The sequence below is a fragment of the Flaviflexus huanghaiensis genome (assembly GCF_014118685.1).
Taxonomy (GTDB): Bacteria; Actinomycetota; Actinomycetes; order Actinomycetales; family Actinomycetaceae; genus Flaviflexus; species Flaviflexus huanghaiensis.
Genome location: NZ_JACFAK010000010.1, coordinates 35,124 through 49,972, shown reverse-complemented (window position 1 = coordinate 49,972; position 14,849 = coordinate 35,124). Strand labels below are relative to the sequence as shown.

13 protein-coding genes are annotated in these 14,849 nt (G+C 63.2%); 11 read left to right on the top strand and 2 right to left on the bottom strand.

Annotation, left to right across the window (positions count from 1 at the left end):
- The first annotated feature begins 134 nt into the window (after positions 1-134).
- The 3 genes from H7E91_RS08610 (at position 135) to H7E91_RS08600 (ending at position 3,813) form a co-directional block, all read left to right on the top strand.
- A complete protein-coding gene (locus H7E91_RS08610; protein WP_182354691.1) occupies positions 135-1,460 on the top strand; it encodes an MFS transporter in 1,326 nt (441 codons plus the stop codon).
- A gap of 80 nt (positions 1,461-1,540) precedes the next feature.
- Positions 1,541-1,906 carry a Cd(II)/Pb(II)-sensing metalloregulatory transcriptional regulator CmtR gene (gene cmtR, locus H7E91_RS08605; RefSeq protein WP_422111039.1) on the top strand — a complete coding sequence of 122 codons (366 nt, stop codon included), beginning with the start codon at positions 1,541-1,543 and terminating at the stop codon, positions 1,904-1,906.
- Positions 1,903-3,813 (top strand): heavy metal translocating P-type ATPase, encoded by a 1,911-nt coding sequence (locus tag H7E91_RS08600; RefSeq protein ID WP_241698491.1) that lies wholly within the window; start codon positions 1,903-1,905, stop codon positions 3,811-3,813. The genes cmtR and H7E91_RS08600 overlap by 4 nt, the downstream gene beginning before the upstream one ends.
- Positions 3,814-3,822: 9 nt before the next feature.
- Here the strand turns inward: H7E91_RS08600 and H7E91_RS08595 are convergent, their stop codons facing one another.
- Complete coding sequence (locus H7E91_RS08595) at positions 3,823-4,938, bottom strand: DUF3866 family protein (RefSeq protein ID WP_241698490.1); 1,116 nt, start codon at positions 4,936-4,938, stop codon at positions 3,823-3,825.
- Between the two features lie 25 nt (positions 4,939-4,963).
- Between H7E91_RS08595 and H7E91_RS12150 the strand changes: the two genes are divergently transcribed.
- The 8 genes from H7E91_RS12150 to H7E91_RS08555 all read left to right on the top strand — a co-directional run bounded on the left by H7E91_RS12150 (position 4,964) and on the right by H7E91_RS08555 (position 14,280).
- Positions 4,964-5,881, top strand: a complete 918-nt coding sequence (locus tag H7E91_RS12150) for a WYL domain-containing protein (RefSeq protein ID WP_182354689.1) — start codon at positions 4,964-4,966, stop codon at positions 5,879-5,881.
- Entirely contained in the window at positions 5,881-6,855 is a 975-nt protein-coding gene (locus tag H7E91_RS08585; RefSeq protein ID WP_241698502.1) for a helix-turn-helix transcriptional regulator, read from the top strand. Before H7E91_RS12150 ends, H7E91_RS08585 begins: the two co-directional genes overlap by 1 nt.
- A 322-nt stretch (positions 6,856-7,177) precedes the next feature.
- A complete protein-coding gene (gene tatA, locus H7E91_RS08580) occupies positions 7,178-7,441 on the top strand; it encodes a twin-arginine translocase TatA/TatE family subunit (RefSeq protein WP_182354687.1) in 264 nt (87 codons plus the stop codon).
- Entirely contained in the window at positions 7,438-8,262 is an 825-nt protein-coding gene (gene tatC, locus H7E91_RS08575; RefSeq protein WP_182354686.1) for a twin-arginine translocase subunit TatC, read from the top strand. Before tatA ends, tatC begins: the two co-directional genes overlap by 4 nt.
- Positions 8,247-9,149 (top strand): diacylglycerol/lipid kinase family protein, encoded by a 903-nt coding sequence (locus tag H7E91_RS08570; protein WP_182354685.1) that lies wholly within the window; start codon positions 8,247-8,249, stop codon positions 9,147-9,149. Before tatC ends, H7E91_RS08570 begins: the two co-directional genes overlap by 16 nt.
- A gap of 76 nt (positions 9,150-9,225) precedes the next feature.
- Entirely contained in the window at positions 9,226-11,841 is a 2,616-nt protein-coding gene (locus tag H7E91_RS12145) for a DEAD/DEAH box helicase (RefSeq protein ID WP_182354684.1), read from the top strand.
- A 217-nt stretch (positions 11,842-12,058) separates the two neighbouring features.
- Positions 12,059-13,546 (top strand): apolipoprotein N-acyltransferase, encoded by a 1,488-nt coding sequence (gene lnt / locus H7E91_RS08560; RefSeq protein WP_182354683.1) that lies wholly within the window; start codon positions 12,059-12,061, stop codon positions 13,544-13,546.
- Positions 13,543-14,280 carry a glycosyltransferase gene (locus tag H7E91_RS08555; RefSeq protein ID WP_182354682.1) on the top strand — a complete coding sequence of 246 codons (738 nt, stop codon included), beginning with the start codon at positions 13,543-13,545 and terminating at the stop codon, positions 14,278-14,280. Before lnt ends, H7E91_RS08555 begins: the two co-directional genes overlap by 4 nt.
- 98 nt (positions 14,281-14,378) lie before the next feature.
- On the opposite strand, the gene H7E91_RS08550 is transcribed toward H7E91_RS08555, so the two are convergent.
- On the bottom strand, positions 14,379-14,723 hold the full coding sequence (locus tag H7E91_RS08550; protein ID WP_182354681.1) for an RNA polymerase-binding protein RbpA: 345 nt from the start codon (positions 14,721-14,723) through the stop codon (positions 14,379-14,381).
- Positions 14,724-14,849 lie beyond the last annotated feature (126 nt).

Sequence of the window (14,849 nt, the reverse complement as noted above, 5' to 3'; positions counted from 1 at the left end):
CCGGCGCCGGCTGTCGACAGCGACGAACCTCCCGGACTGAACGGGGGAACGCCAGCGTGGCGTCGACGAGAGAAAGCCCCGGTCGCGGGCCAGCTTTGCGGGCACGCTGTGAGGCGATGGACTAGGGTTCATGCGTGAGCACAGTTGAGAAAATCTATTCAGCCATCGTGACCCGAAGTCCGCAGGCCGCGGAGGACATGCCGGACGAGGTGCAACGACATATTCCCTCGAACGGCCTGCGCCAAGTTGTCGGTCACGCACTCCAGTCATCGGGTGACCAGATCGTCAATGCCTCGACCGTGCTGCCGTGGCTCTTCGCTGTCCTCGGTGTCCCAACTTCCCTCACGGGTGTCCTCGTCCCGATCCGCGAATCGGGCTCGATGCTGCCCCAGGCCTTCCTCACCCCGCTCGTGCTGAGGGTGAAGCACCGCAAGTGGGTGTTCGTCACCGGAGCACTCATTCAAGCGGCGTCCGTTGCCTTCATGGCGGGCACTGCCGCGCTGGCCGAGGGGCTGACAGCGGGGATTCTCATCATCAGTGCACTCGCTGCCTTCTCGCTTGGCCGTTGCCTCGGGTCGATCTCGTCGAAGGACGTCCAGGGCCGAACGATCCCGAAGGGGGAGCGGGGCCAGATTACCGGACTTGCGACGACAGCTTCCGGCATCGTTGCCATCACCCTCGGCCTCGCCATCCGCATCTTCGGAGGCGAAAGCCTCTCGGCTGGCGAACTCGCACTCATGCTTTCGGGAGGCGCTGTTCTGTGGGTCCTTGTCGCCCTTGTCTATGCGAGCATCAACGAGCCGGCCGATGAGGGGGATGCAGACTCCTCGGACGATTCGTCGAACTGGTTCTCTTCCATGGTTGCCCTGCTGAGGGATGACGATGTGTTCCACAGATTCGTTCTTGTCCGCAGCCTTCTCCTCGTCTCAGCCCTCAGCCCGCCCTTCATTGTCACGATGTCGATCCAGCGGGGTTCGAACGTCCTTGTCGGCCTCGGCGGTTTCGTCATCGCCTCCGGCCTCGCCGCCCTCATTGGCGGCCGCCTCTTCGGCCGGTTCGCTGACAGATCGAGCAGGCGGCTCATGAGCATCGGAGCCGGCCTTGCCTCTGCCATCATCGTCGCCGTCGTCGTCGCCGTCTCCTTGCCTGGCTTTGACGGAAACTCGTGGGTGGGGACAGTCGTCTTCATCCTCGGCTACTTTCTTCTCCGTCTCACTCACACCGGCGTCCGAGTCGCGAGGAAAACCTACATTGTCGACATGGCAGAGGGCGACACACGCACGACATATACGGCCGTGTCGAATACGGCCATGGGGATCATCCTCCTTCTCGTCGGCGCAATCAGCTCAGCGATCGCAGCCTTCGGCATCATTTGGGCTCTCCTCGTTCTCGCGGCCCTCGGCCTCGTCGGAGTTTTCGCTGGCGGCACCCTTCCCGACGTGTCTGCCAAGCCCGAGTGAATCCCGCCCACTGACCGGACTCGGTCAGACCCGGTTACCAACAGTTCACTGCACGCTGTATAGTTCAGCATGTGTTGAACATTGACGTGAGCCGCGGCGCGGCAACCCGCCAGCTGGATGTCATGCGCAGGCTTGGCAGGGCGATGGCGGACTCGACCCGCTCCCAGATCCTCCTCACCCTCCTCGATGGCCCCGCATACCCCTCCGACCTTGCGAACACGTTCGGCCTGACGCGGCCGAACGTGTCCAATCACCTCGCCTGCCTACGCGACTGCGGAATCGTCACCGCCGTGGCAGAAGGGCGGCACACACGGTACGAGATAGCTGACAGCCACCTCGCTAACGCCCTGCGAACTCTCGTCACCATCACCCTCGCCGTCGACGAAAGTGCACCCTGCCTCGACCCCGACTGCGCCGTCACCGGATGCGACGGAGGTGCCTCATGAGCGCGTGCGGATGTGACCACGACGAGATCGAAAAGACCGCCGCCTGGTGGCAGGATCGGCAGATCCTCCTTCCGATCCTTTCCGGCATCGCCCTCGCCTCCGGTTTCATAACCGAATGGCTCGGAGGGACCGGGACAGCATTCTATTGGGCGGGCCTCGTGCTCGGCGGATACACATTCGCACCAGGAGCCCTTCGCCGGCTCGTCATGGAACGCCAGCTCGGTATCGGCCTGCTCATGACGATCAGCGCCACCGGCGCCATCATCCTTGGCTACGTGGAAGAGGCAGCCGCCCTTGCTTTCCTCTACTCCATCGTCGAAGCCCTGGAGGACCGAGCCATGGACCGGGCCCGGTCGGGGCTCGGGGCTCTCCTCACCCTCGTCCCCGACACCGCGACGATCATCGACGGGCCGGCCCGCACAGTCCCGGTCGCAGACCTCAAAGTCGGCGACACGATCCTCGTCAAAGCGGGCGAACGGGTCCCAACGGACGGCATGATCGCCGACGGCAGAAGCGGCCTCGACACGTCCGCGATCACCGGTGAATCAATCCCCGTCGACGTCAGCGCTGGCGATGAGGCGCTCGCCGGATCCATCAATCTTTCCGGCCCACTGACGATGACTGCCACCGCGAGCGGTACTGACAACTCGCTAACAACCGTCGTCCGGCTCGTTCAGCAGGCCCAGGAGGAGAAGGGAGAACGCGCCCGAATCGCGGACCGGCTTGCCCGGCCCCTCGTTCCCGGAGTCCTCATCCTCGCCGCCGCAGTTGCCATCATCGGTTCCCTGCTCGGCGATCCGGACCTCTGGATCACACGCGCCCTCGTCGTTCTCGTCGCCGCATCACCCTGTGCGCTCGCGATCTCCGTACCCCTGACCGTCGTCGCCGGGGTCGGCGCCGCCAGCCGCATGGGCGTCATCTTTACGTCCGGAGCAGCCTTTGAAGAGCTCGGCGGGATCCGAACGATGGCGTTCGACAAAACCGGAACGCTGACAGAAAGCAAGCCGGTGGTCGTCGAGGTTGTCAGCGCACCGGGTTATTCCGAACGTGATGTCTTGTCGTGGGCAGCCGCACTCGAACAGCACAGCACCCATCCGCTAGCGCGCGCGATCGCCGGTTCCGTGTCGGCGCCGCCAGCATCCGACGCGGGAGAATCAGCAGGACTGGGTATGACGGGAATGGTCGATGGTGCCGCCATTGCGGTTGGCAACCCCACGTGGCTGGACCCCGGAGCACTCTCCGGTACGGTTGACGAGCTCCAGCGGGCCGGCATGACGATCGTCGTTGTTCACCGCGACGATGACGTTGCCGGTGTCATCGGCCTGCGTGACGAGCTGAGACCCGAGGCAACCCACGCGATTTCGCTTCTCCACGAGGACGGCATTCGCACGGTCATGCTGACGGGAGACAACCAGCAGACGGCCGATGCGCTGGCTTCCAAAGCTGGCATCGATGATGTTCGCGCGAGTCTTCGGCCCGAAGACAAGGCTGCCGCCATTTCCCAGCTGTCGACAAGCGGGCGGACAGCCATGGTCGGCGATGGAATCAACGACGCCCCGGCCCTGGCTTCTGCTGATCTTGGAATCGCCATGGGCCAGGCGGGATCGGATGTGGCGATCGAATCAGCTGAGATCGCTCTTCTAGGCGATGACCTTCGCCTGCTACCGCAGGCGGTCCGCCACGCCCGCAGGGGCAGGCGGATCATCGACGAGAACATCGCCCTCTCACTCGTCATCATCACCGCCCTCATGCCGCTCGCCATCAGTGGCGTCCTCGGCCTCGCCGCGGTCGTCCTCGTCCACGAGGTCGGAGAGATTATCGTCATCCTCAATGGCTTGCGAGCATCTCGCGCTCCCGCCACTCTCCTCACCGCACAGCGCGAGCTCGAAAGCGCGTCCGCCCGTTAGAGCGGCTGTTTAGAGCCGGCGGTCGGCAGGTGGAACTCGGCGAGCGTCGGCGATCATCTGCGCTGCGAGAACACCGCCGGCGCCAGCGAAAGCGAAGGCGGCATAGTCCTCGGGCAGTCCCCTTCCCATCGTTCTCAGTGGGACCGGGGAGTGCTCGAGAGCGTCCCGGATTCCACTTACCTCAATGAGGGTGAGCCAGCCCGTTCGGACCAGCGTGGGATAGTGAGCCTCGATCCTCGTGAGAATGTCGCGACCGATGTTTTCTCTGGTCGTCGGGACGAGAGCCGGTGTGAGTGCAACCTTCGTGTAGGCCGTGAGCGAATGATGGGAGATGCCGCGGTGGCGGGCACGATGATCAGCTTGGGACACTCGCAGCGTCGCAAGCGCGGTTCCACCAAGCAGATTGATCGCATTAATGGCCTCGCCGACGGCCGTTCCGGAGAAACCCCAGGTTGTGCCCGTCCCGACATTGCCGGGCCCCTGGACGACAACAGCAATGTCAGCACCGATGACATGTCGCGCTGCAAGGAGAGCGGTGTGGAGATTGACCGCCTCGAGATCTCCACCGAAGGACTGTCCCGCTGTGATCGTTGTGATGTCGCCGCGCGCTTTGAGATGGGCGGCTGTTTTCGAGAAGGCAATCGGCAGGGCAGCAGTATCCGTATGAACGTAGGCGATTCTCACGTCAGGGACGTGGTATCGCGCAGTTGCGACAATCGCCGGCAGGGCGGAATGGAGGTCGGCGACAATGACGGGCATACCATCGAGACCATCCGCGTCTTGGACGGTTTCGTGATGAGGTGAGTCCTGTTCGTCAACTGCCAGCACCATATTCTGTTGAGGCATGTAGCGAGCCTTGACAATATGGCCCGGGCCGGGAGTGGGCGTCGGGAGCCGGTCGAGCGGTGCGACGATGAAGAGGTAGCCGCCGGACCCGAGGTGACGATCGACCGCGGTCGAGTTGAGAAGGACCCGCTCACCGATCTCGAGCGGGCCGACGAGGTCGGTGTAGGCCAGTGCACGGTAACGCGCGCCGTCCACATCGACCCACCACTCCTCGGCTCCTGCCCACGTATCGCCCGGTTCGAGGGTCACGCCGCTACGCCATGTCATCACGAGTCCCATCTTAACGTGGGCTATTCTTGAGCCTGTGACAGGTACTCGAACGTATGACCCCGGCAGGAGACTGTTCCAGCTCCTTGCCAACCTTGTCGACGAGCCGCGCAGACGCTCCGAGCTCTACAAGCTCGGCTACGACCAGTCGGGAGCGGACAGGGCGAAGGCGCTCACCCGCGACATCGACAAGCTTCGGGAGTACGGCTACCCCGTTTCGCAAAGCGACGATGAGGACCCAATCTTCGAGCTCAACCTAGACGGGCTTGTCGCACTCGATCTCGATGCCGCCGATCTCACGCTTCTGCGGCTCGCGGCGGATTCTCTCACTGGCAGGGCTGACCTGCACAAGGTCGCGAAGAGGACGGTTCGCAAGCTTCTTGGCGGTGCTAGCATCACGGATGATCACGCTGCCGTCCTCATCGCTCTTCCCGATATCGGGCACCTGTTCGATATCGTCGACGCCATCGCGCATCGGACCCCGGTCCTCATCGAGTACGACAACGTCCGAAACCCGCGGCGCCGTTTTTACACGGTCGAGGTCCACGGCGTGTGGGAGACTCTCGGCCAGTTCTACTGCCGCGGAAACAGAACTGCAGTCGGGACGGGCGCGGACGACATGGAGCAGACGGCTCCGGAGATCCGCAACTTCCGGCTGTCCCGCATCGTCTCCGTCGAGGCGCTCGAGCCGACGGGCTACACACCCGAGCCGATCACCGTTCGTTCATTCGACCCCGTCACCGCCACCGTCTACCTCGCGCCCGGTGCGGGCGATCACCTTCGCGCCCGCGGCAAGCCTGTCGGCACAGACGACAACGGATGGGACGGGTACCGGTTCGAGGAAACCGATTGGCCGCGGATGCTCGATGCTCTCAACATTCTTGGCGTCGAGTCTCGTACTGATGTGGCCGACTACCGCGAGCGGCTCCGCCACATCGCAGATTTGGGGCAGTGATGGCGAAACCTGACGTTGTCCTACTCACCTCCATGGCCGCCTTCATCATCAACACCCGCCAGACGACGGTCGGAGAGATCGCCGACGTCTTCGATCTGTCCCTCACCAACACGGTGGACGCTCTCAAGACCCTCATGCTCACAGAGGTCGAGAGCCGGCCTGGCTTCTACTTCATCGAGATCGCCGTCGATACCGAGGACGATGATGACGATTCCGACCTCGTCTTCGCTCGCGACAACTGGGTGACCTACACGCCAACGAAGTACGACGATCCGCTCGTCTACCTCACCCTCGGCGAGGCTGCTGTGTCGATCGGGATGATCGACCAGGTCCTCAAACTCCTTCACCCGGGCTCGGATGCGGCGGAATCGTTGCGCACCGTGCGCGAGAAGATCCGCTCGGCGACCGGGGGCACCGTCGGAGCGGAGCCGCCCGTACCAGATAGCTCCCAGGACGTGCTCGACTGCACGTGGCAGGCCCTGCGGGAGTCGCGACGCCTGACATTCGACTACCACGGCCCGGGTGGGCTCACCGAGAAGGTCACGACCCGCACTGTCATTCCCTGCGCCGTCCTGTCGGAGACCGACGGCTATCTCGCTGCGCTCCAAGACAAGACCGAACTGCGGTGGTTCCGCCTCGACCGGATGTCGAACGCGTCGGTGGGGGAGGCCGTGTCGTCGACAGAGGCAAACCGTGCCCGCCGAACTCTCAAGAAGAACTCCGATCCGAAGCCGATTGATGGCTTCGCCGTCACATTCACCGTCAAGACGGGCGCGGCGTGGTTTGCTGAGAGCACCCCGGGAGCTCATGTCACGAGTCACGGCGACAGGCTCGACATCACCGTGAGGGCAGTCTCGACGACGTGGGTTCGAGAGTCCGCACTGAAGATCGGCACGGATCTGCTCGACATCAACCCACCCGAGGTCCGCCAGGCCGTCGCTGAGCAGGCTCGAGCCATGTTGGAGGTCCAGTGACGACGCTTGTCATTCTTCTCATCGTCGCCGCGATCGCTTATTTCGCGTGGGACGTGTTCCGGACGGTGCGACTCAACTGGCGTGCTGCGAAACGTCTCGGGGAGTCGCTGAGCATGTCCGCCGAGCGCCTGGGAGCGGTTGAGGCGCCACCGCGTCCGGCTCGTCCGACCGAGTCACCCATCGCGACCCTCGCCCGCAACTCACAGATGAGAAAATGTGGCCGAATACAAAGGGAGCGTAGGACCATCGAACGGTGGTCGGAAATTTACCCCGGGTAAAATCGGGATAGAGTACATGTCGTAGACACACTAGGGAGCTCACAATGAAACTTAGCGGTTGGGAAATTCTCATTATCCTGCTCGTTCTCGTCCTCGTCTTCGGCGCTGCGAAGCTACCGACGATCGCCAGCTCAGTCGGCAAGTCGATGAAGGTGTTCAAGAAGGAAGTCACCGAACTTCGTGAGGACACCAACCCGAGCACGCCGCCGCGCACCACTGAACCTCCGCAGGGCGAGGCCCCGCAGTCCAGCTATGACGCCACCGCGCCACACGACGATCGGCGCGATGAGGATAAACCGCGCCAGTGACCGAGCGGATCACGAAACGCCGTGATCCGGAAGGGCGGATGCCGCTCGCCCAGCATCTGCGAGAACTCCGGAACCGGTTCCTCTATGCCCTCATTGGCATCGCCCTCGCATCGGTCGCGGGCTGGTTCCTCTATGAGCCGCTTGCCACACTCATGGTGCAACCTCTCGAGGGCATCAACGAGCGCGGCGGCAACGCAGAGTTAAACTTCGCGACAGTCGGCGTCGGCTTCGAGTTGCAGTTGAAGATGGCGGCCTTCATCGGCGTCTTCATCTCCTCCCCGTGGTGGATCCTCCAGATCTGGCTCTTCATCGCACCCGCGCTGAGGCGCAAGGAGAAGGTTCTCGCGCTCAGCTTCACGTTCACCGCGGTTATCCTCTTCCTCCTCGGCGGGCTTCTCGGTTGGTTCATCCTGCCGCGAGCCGTTGTCATCCTCACCGGCTTCGCACCAGAGTTCGCCGTCAATATCCTCGACGCGCGAACCTACTACCGATTTTTCATGCAGATCATCGGCGCCTTCGGTATCAGCTTCCTCCTGCCCGTTGTCATGGTCGGAGCGAACTTCGTCGGCGTCATCAAAGGCACGAGCTTCCTACGCGGCTGGCGATGGGCGGTCGTCGGCTGCTCGATCTTCGCCGCGATGGTCAACCCGTTGCCCGACGCGTGGTCGATGCTCGGCATCCTCACCCCGATGATCGTCTTTTACTTCGCGGCCACCGGCATCGCCATCATCCACGACAAACGCAAGCTCAAGCGCCGCGCTGCGGAGCTGGGAGAACTGCTCGGGGATGAGAGCGAGGGCGAGGATTGGCTTCAGCCCTAGGCCTCGTCGTCAGCCCCTCAGCGGGAGCGGGACGAGGCCTGACACTCGGTCGAGAGGCTGCCCGGCGGTTAGAATCCGCCGGGCATCACATCGTCCCTCTCGGTGCCCCAACAGTGGACGAAACTCGCAACCTCATAGGGCGCGCAGTTCAAAGCCGCATGGTCGACGGAATTGTCACGATGGGCGGTGATGGGACGATCCATCTCGCCATACAACATCTTGTTGGAACGGATCTTTTCCTCGGCCACGTCCCATTCGGAACAGGCAACGACATCGCGCGCGCCCTCGGACTCGGTACGACGTGGGAATCAGGAGTCGAACGGCTCCTGCCAGCACTGGAGGAACCCGAACCGACCGCGCTCGACGTCATGAAGATTACGGGTAGCCACGGAACGCGGTATGGGCTGGCAGTGCTCTCCGCCGGTCTTGACGCGATCGTCAACAAGGCCGCGAATGGCTACAGGTGGCCGCATGGGCACGCCCGCTACCTGCGCGCCATCATAGCGAAGCTACCCGGCTATTCGCCGCGGACGTACCGGGTTGATGTCGGTGGTCGAACGAACACAGGCGATGCCCTGCTTGTCGCCGTCGCCAATCTCAGCTCGTTTGGGGGCGGTCTCACAATCTCGCCAGAGTCGGACGGAGAGGATGGAGTGCTCGAACTCATCCTCGCGAAACCGCTCTCCCTGCCCGAATTCCTCTCGGTCTTCCCGAAGCTTTACAAGGGCCGTCACCTCGAGGCGGATTCTGTCCATCAGTACCGTACGGACAGTGTTGTCATCGACACCGTCGGCGAGGGAGTGACAGCCATGGTCGATGGCGAAGAGGTCGGCCCGCTCCCAGTCACTGTCACCGTGTTGCCGCGTTCGCTCCGATTCCTCTGTTGACGGCTCAGTAGCCTCGTAGCTCGCCGCACCGGGCGATCTTTGGCATGTTTGAGCCGCGGTCGACTAGCCTGACCACGTGGGCATCTACCTCGATCATTACAAGGACTCTGTGTCGGCTCTCGGTTTCGAGCTTGACGATTTCCAGGTCGACGCATCCCAGGCTCTCGAGGACGGACACGATGTGCTCCTCTGTGCGCCCACCGGAGCCGGTAAAACGATGGTTGCCCTCTTCGCGGTCGAGATGGCGTTCGCAACGTCGACGAACTGCATTTACACAACCCCAATCAAGGCCCTGTCCAACCAGAAATACCGAGAGCTCGTCGACCGCTACGGGAGCGATTCGGTCGGGCTCATGACTGGGGACGTCACCCTCAACCGGGGCGCCCGCATCGTCGTCATGACGACCGAGGTTCTCCGAAACCTTCTCTACGCCGGTGACGACCTGTCCGACCTCGGCTACGTCATCCTCGACGAAGTTCATTACCTCGCCGACGCGGAGCGCGGGCCCACGTGGGAGGAGGTTATCCTCGAACTCGACCGGTCCGTCCGCGTTGTCTCACTGTCCGCGACAGTCGCGAACGCGGATGAATTCCATGCCTGGCTCGAGTCGGTTCGCGGCAACACCCGGCTTGTCCACACGAACCTCCGTCCCGTCCCACTGCTCCAGCAGGTCGTTGTTGGCAACAGGCTGCACGATCTCTATGAGGGCGGCCCTTCCGCAACGCTCGGCGCGGGCAGAAACCCGAACCGGAAAGCTCTGACGGCGCTGGAAAACAAGAAGCTACCGGAGAGAATAGGTCCGGCACAGCGGCAGAGAGTCTTGAGGCTCATGGAGGAGCGCGGTCTCCTCCCCGCCATCCATTTCATCTTCTCCCGCAAGGGTTGCGATGAGGCGGTTCGGGACCTCGTCAAGGATGGCATCTTCCTCACAACCAGGCATGAGCGGAAGCTCATCCACCAGGCGCTCGACCCGATTCGTGAGGAACTCACAGACGAGGATCAGGAGGTTCTGAGGTTCCGGTCCTTCGAACGTGCCCTCGCGTCGGGATATGCGGCGCACCACGCCGGGGTCTACCCGCCGTTCAAAGAGATCATCGAGCGCCTCATGCAGCGCGGCCTGCTCAAGCTCGTCTACGCCACCGGAACTCTCGCTCTCGGGATCGACATGCCGGTTCGGACAACCGTCATCGAGTCGCTCCTCAAATTCAATGGCACCGAGTTCGCCGACCTCACCGGCATCGAGTACACGCAGCTCATCGGCAGAGCCGGCCGCCGCGGTAAAGACGATGTCGGCCACACTCTCGTCATCGCGAGCACGGACACCGATCCGGACGTGCTCCTCTCCCTCGGCGCAGGCGAGCTTGAACCCCTCATATCCGCCTTCTTCCCGTCGTACAACACGGTTGTCAACGTGCTGGCTGAGCACGAGTACGAGAGCGCGAGAGCCCTCCTTGCCCGCTCGTTCGCGCAGTTCCAGCGCAACCGGGAGCTCGCGCAACTCGAGGTGACCCGCGAGCGCGTCCGCATCGCGCACGAGCGGGAAGCGGCCCGTCTGCAGGGCCTGTGCGAGCTCGGAGACGTGGCCGAGTACATCGAGCTTCGTAACCGGGCTGGCAGGGCCAGCTCTTCCGCGAGAAAGAAAGCGAAGCGTGCCTATCGGGAGCGGGTCGCCAGTTCGTTCGACTGGGCCTACGGCGGGGAGATCGTTGCGTACGCCGACGGAACGTCTCTTGAGTACGCCTACGTCACGCAGGTCGACGGGGAACGCCTGCGGGTTGCGACGTGGATGGGGGACCTCGTGTGGCTCCGCCGTGATGAGGTGCGCTCCGAACTTCGACACGTTGGCGAATATGAGCTCCCATCTGGAATGAAGCTACGTGACCCGGCCCAGCGCCACGTCCTCGCCAGCCACATCACAGACCTCGTAGCGGAGCGGGTCGAGATCGGCCTCGACGATGATCTGCTCGAGTCGTGGGATAGGGGAGCGGTGCGGGAGAGCCCGCAACTCCTCGCCCATCCCGTCCACGCGTGCCCCGATCGGGAGGCCCATGTTGACGCTGCGGCGGCCTATCGGACGCTCAGCCGGCAGCTCGAGAGCCTAGCCGATCTCGCGGAATCCTACGACGACTCTGTCGGTGCCGAGTTTGACGCGACATGCGATCTGCTCGCCACCCTCGGGATCCTCAAGGGCGAGCCGGGTGACTATGTCCTCGGCACGGGCGCGAAACCGTTGCGCAGTCTCCATTCATCGGCTGATCTGCTCATCTATGAGTGCCTGAAGGATCCACATATCGCGGGCCTGTCGCCAGCGATGCTGGCGGGGATGATGGCGGCGTTCTCCTTTAAGGACCGCAGGGGCCGGTCGAACCCACCGGCGGACCCGCTCGCCTGGCGGGTGATGCGCCACAATCTCGAATTTCTCACTGACCTTGAGGAACGTTACGGGCTCGATCGACAGCCTGAGATTTCTGCACATCCAACGTCGGCCGTTGTCGCCTGGGCGGACGGAGCGACGCTCCAGACGTGCCTCAGCATGTCGCAACTGCTACCGGGAGATTTCATCAACGGGCTTCGCCGCACCGGCGACCTTCTCACTCAGGTCATGCACGCAACCGAGGGGTCGCCGACCTCAGACACGGCGGCAACTGCCCGCAGGCTCCTCGAACGGCCCGGCGTCACGATGTCAATCTGACGCGCCGGTGTCGACAACACGCCGTCATTAGGGCGTCACCCCGTGCGTCCACCCATCTTCGCGCAGTAAAGATTTGCACAGCGACACAGAGGTCAATACGCTTGCAGGGATGCATGAGTTCGTCTTGTGCACCCGCCGCTGCTCCGTTAGAAAACGTTGGACTCGCGCCAACGGCCCGAGGGAGTGGCGGCGGGATTTTTTTCGGTAGTGTGATGTGGTGCGCTCCGCTTTGCTACTCCTCGCCTCCGCCCTCGGCGGGGGCCTCATGTGGGCATCGTTCGACCCTGTCGATCTCCCGATCCTTGCGTTTCCCGCACTCATCATCCTCGCGCACGTCACCCGCGCCCGCGGAATGCTGTTTGGCTCCGTGGCGGGCACGGTGTGGGGGCTCGCGTTCTTCTTGCCGCTCGTCGAGTGGACGCGGATAGCCGTGGGGGAGACCCTACCGTGGGTCGCACTCAGCCTGTCCCAAGCCCTCTTCATCGGCCTCGTCGGTGCGATATGGGCGGGGTTGTCCCCGATGAAGGGGATACCGGCGTCGATTCTCGGTGCCGTCGCCTTCGCCGGCATCGAAGTTATCCGAACGAACTGGCCGTGGGGCGGGTTTCCGTGGGGCATGGTCGCCTACTCCCAAGTTGGCACGCCCCTGCTCCGCACGTCCCCCTACATCGCCGCCGTCGGCGTCACGTTCCTCACCGTTCTTCTTGCCCTCCTTCTCGCAACTGCGGTGCGCTGGCTGTACAACGGGCCGAGGGTCGCAGGCCTCGCGACTGCGCTCGGTGCTGTCATCGCCGTGGCCGCCTGCCTCACCATCCCGCTGTCGGTGCGCGGCTCCGACTCCCTCACGGTCGGATGGGTGCAGGGAGGTCCGGACAGGGGCGATCACGACTCCGGCAGAGCCCTCAACGTCACGTTGCGCACCGAAGAAGAAACGGAGCGGCTGCTCGCGAACTCGGAACAGATCGACCTGCTCCTGTGGCCGGAGTCTGCTTCGGACCGCGACATCCGAGTTGACCCTGAGGCAGCTGCCATCGTCCGGCGGGTCAGTCTCACCGCCGGCATCCCACTCTTGCTCGGCACCCAAGAATACGTAGAGAATGGGCGCTACAACGACTACGGGCTCGTTGTCGACGGCGAGATGGTTGCGCACTACTCGAAGTCGCGCCCCGTCCCGTTCGGGGAGTACATCCCCTCACGAGACGTCTTCCGGCGCTTCACCGAAGCAGTCGACCTCGTGACAACCGACATGCTTCCCGGGGAGGGCCCCGCAGTCCTCGAGGTGCCGATCGGTGCGCGGACCGAGATCTTGGCTGTGCCGATTTGTTTCGAGATCGCCGTCGACACCGTTGTCCAAGATGCTGTCAACGCGGGCGGCCGGGCCCTTATCGTCCCCGTCAACTCGGCCTCGTTCGGGGACAGCGCCGAGTCAGAGCAGCAAATGAAGCAGACAATCTTCCGAGCTGTCGAATACTCCCGCGCCGCCGTCCAGGTGTCGACCGTGGGAGTCTCCGGGGTTGTCATGCCCAACGGCACGGTAATACAGCAGTCGGAGAAACAGACGAACGCATCGGGGGCTGCGACAATCCCGCTGCGCGACGACCTGACCCCCGCAGCTCGCTTCGGCCACGTCTACCGCGGTGTCGCGGTGGGCGGCGCGCTCCTTGCCCTTATCTGGGCATTCACACTGAGGAAGGAACGGCAGTGAAGCCGATCGTCATCATTCCCACATACAACGAGATCGACGCACTACCGATGACAGTGGATCGGATCCGTTCCGAGCTACCCGACATCGACATCCTTGTCGTCGATGACAATTCCCCAGACGGCACGGGTGCCTGGGCCGACGCGAGGTCAGCAGAAGACGAACATCTCAAGGTGCTACATCGACCGGGCAAGGGTGGGCTCGCCGCGGCGTACGTCGCCGGGTTCGGATGGGCGCTAAAGGACTACACGCATGTCGTACAGATGGACGCGGACGGCTCCCACCGGGCTGACGATCTCGTGAGGATGCTCGCGCGTGCAGAGCGTGCCGACGAGCCTGACCTTGTCATTGGATCGCGCTGGGTGCCTGGCGGGGGAGTGGAGAACTGGCCGCTGTCGAGGCAGCTTCTGTCTCGTCTCGGCAACGTCTATAACCGCATTGCCCTCGGACTACCGTTCACCGACATCACGGCGGGCTTCCGTGTTTACCGCTGCGACGCACTTCGCGACATCAATCTCGCCGACGTCCAGGTGGTCGGCTACTACTGGCAGACAGACATGACGCAGCGGATGCACGAAAGGGGAGCTCACGTCGTCGAGCAGCCCATCACGTTCCACGAGCGCGAGGCGGGGCAGTCGAAGCTGTCCTCCACGATCTTTTTTGAATCTCTCAAAGAATCAACGCGCCGCGGCATTCGTCACCACACAACGCAGGCGAAAGGAATCTTGCGAGGCTAAGTGACGCGCTCACGGTCCATCGTTGCGAATCCTGCTTGACCCGATAGAGCCGAACAAGACAAACCGGGGGCCACAGGCCCCCGGTTGCATCTCGCCTATCAGCGGTTGCGAAGACCCCGCTTCTCAAGAAGAGCCATCCGCTCCTTGAGGAGGTCGTCCAGCTCATCGAGGGTACGGCGCTCAAGCAGCATGTCCCAGTGGGTGCGCTGAGGCTTCGCCTTCTTCGCATCCTCCGGCTCTGAGGCGTCCTTGAGGAGGGCATTCGCACCGCAATGGCACTCCCAGAGTGCCGGCACGTCGGCTTCTTCAGCGAAAGTCTTGTGGAACACGTGGCCGTTCGGGCAGGTGTATTCATGGTCCTGGCGCGGAACAAAGCGCACGCCCTCGTCTGTCTCGAGCGAGGACGCACCAATTTTCATTCCGCGAAGCGATCGTTCAGCCATTCTTCTCCTTTTGTCTCCACCCTGGTCAACGCCACAAGGCACCCGTTTGTTCCAGGAGCCGATGTGGATGACGGCACTGCTTTGCCAGGATGATTGAGGACCCGAGTTGCTGGAGAAAAATATGGA

What these genes read in the sequence shown, in the direction of transcription:
- H7E91_RS08600 (WP_241698491.1), top strand. Translation starts at nt 1,903, where the DNA reads ATGAGCGCGTGCGGATGTGACCACGACGAGATCGAAAAGACCGCCGCC.
- H7E91_RS08595 (WP_241698490.1), bottom strand. Translation starts at nt 4,938, where the DNA reads ATGGGACTCGTGATGACATGGCGTAGCGGCGTGACCCTCGAACCGGGC.
- H7E91_RS08585 (WP_241698502.1), top strand. Translation starts at nt 5,881, where the DNA reads ATGGCGAAACCTGACGTTGTCCTACTCACCTCCATGGCCGCCTTCATC.
- tatA (WP_182354687.1), top strand. Translation starts at nt 7,178, where the DNA reads ATGAAACTTAGCGGTTGGGAAATTCTCATTATCCTGCTCGTTCTCGTC.
- H7E91_RS08550 (WP_182354681.1), bottom strand. Translation starts at nt 14,723, where the DNA reads ATGGCTGAACGATCGCTTCGCGGAATGAAAATTGGTGCGTCCTCGCTC.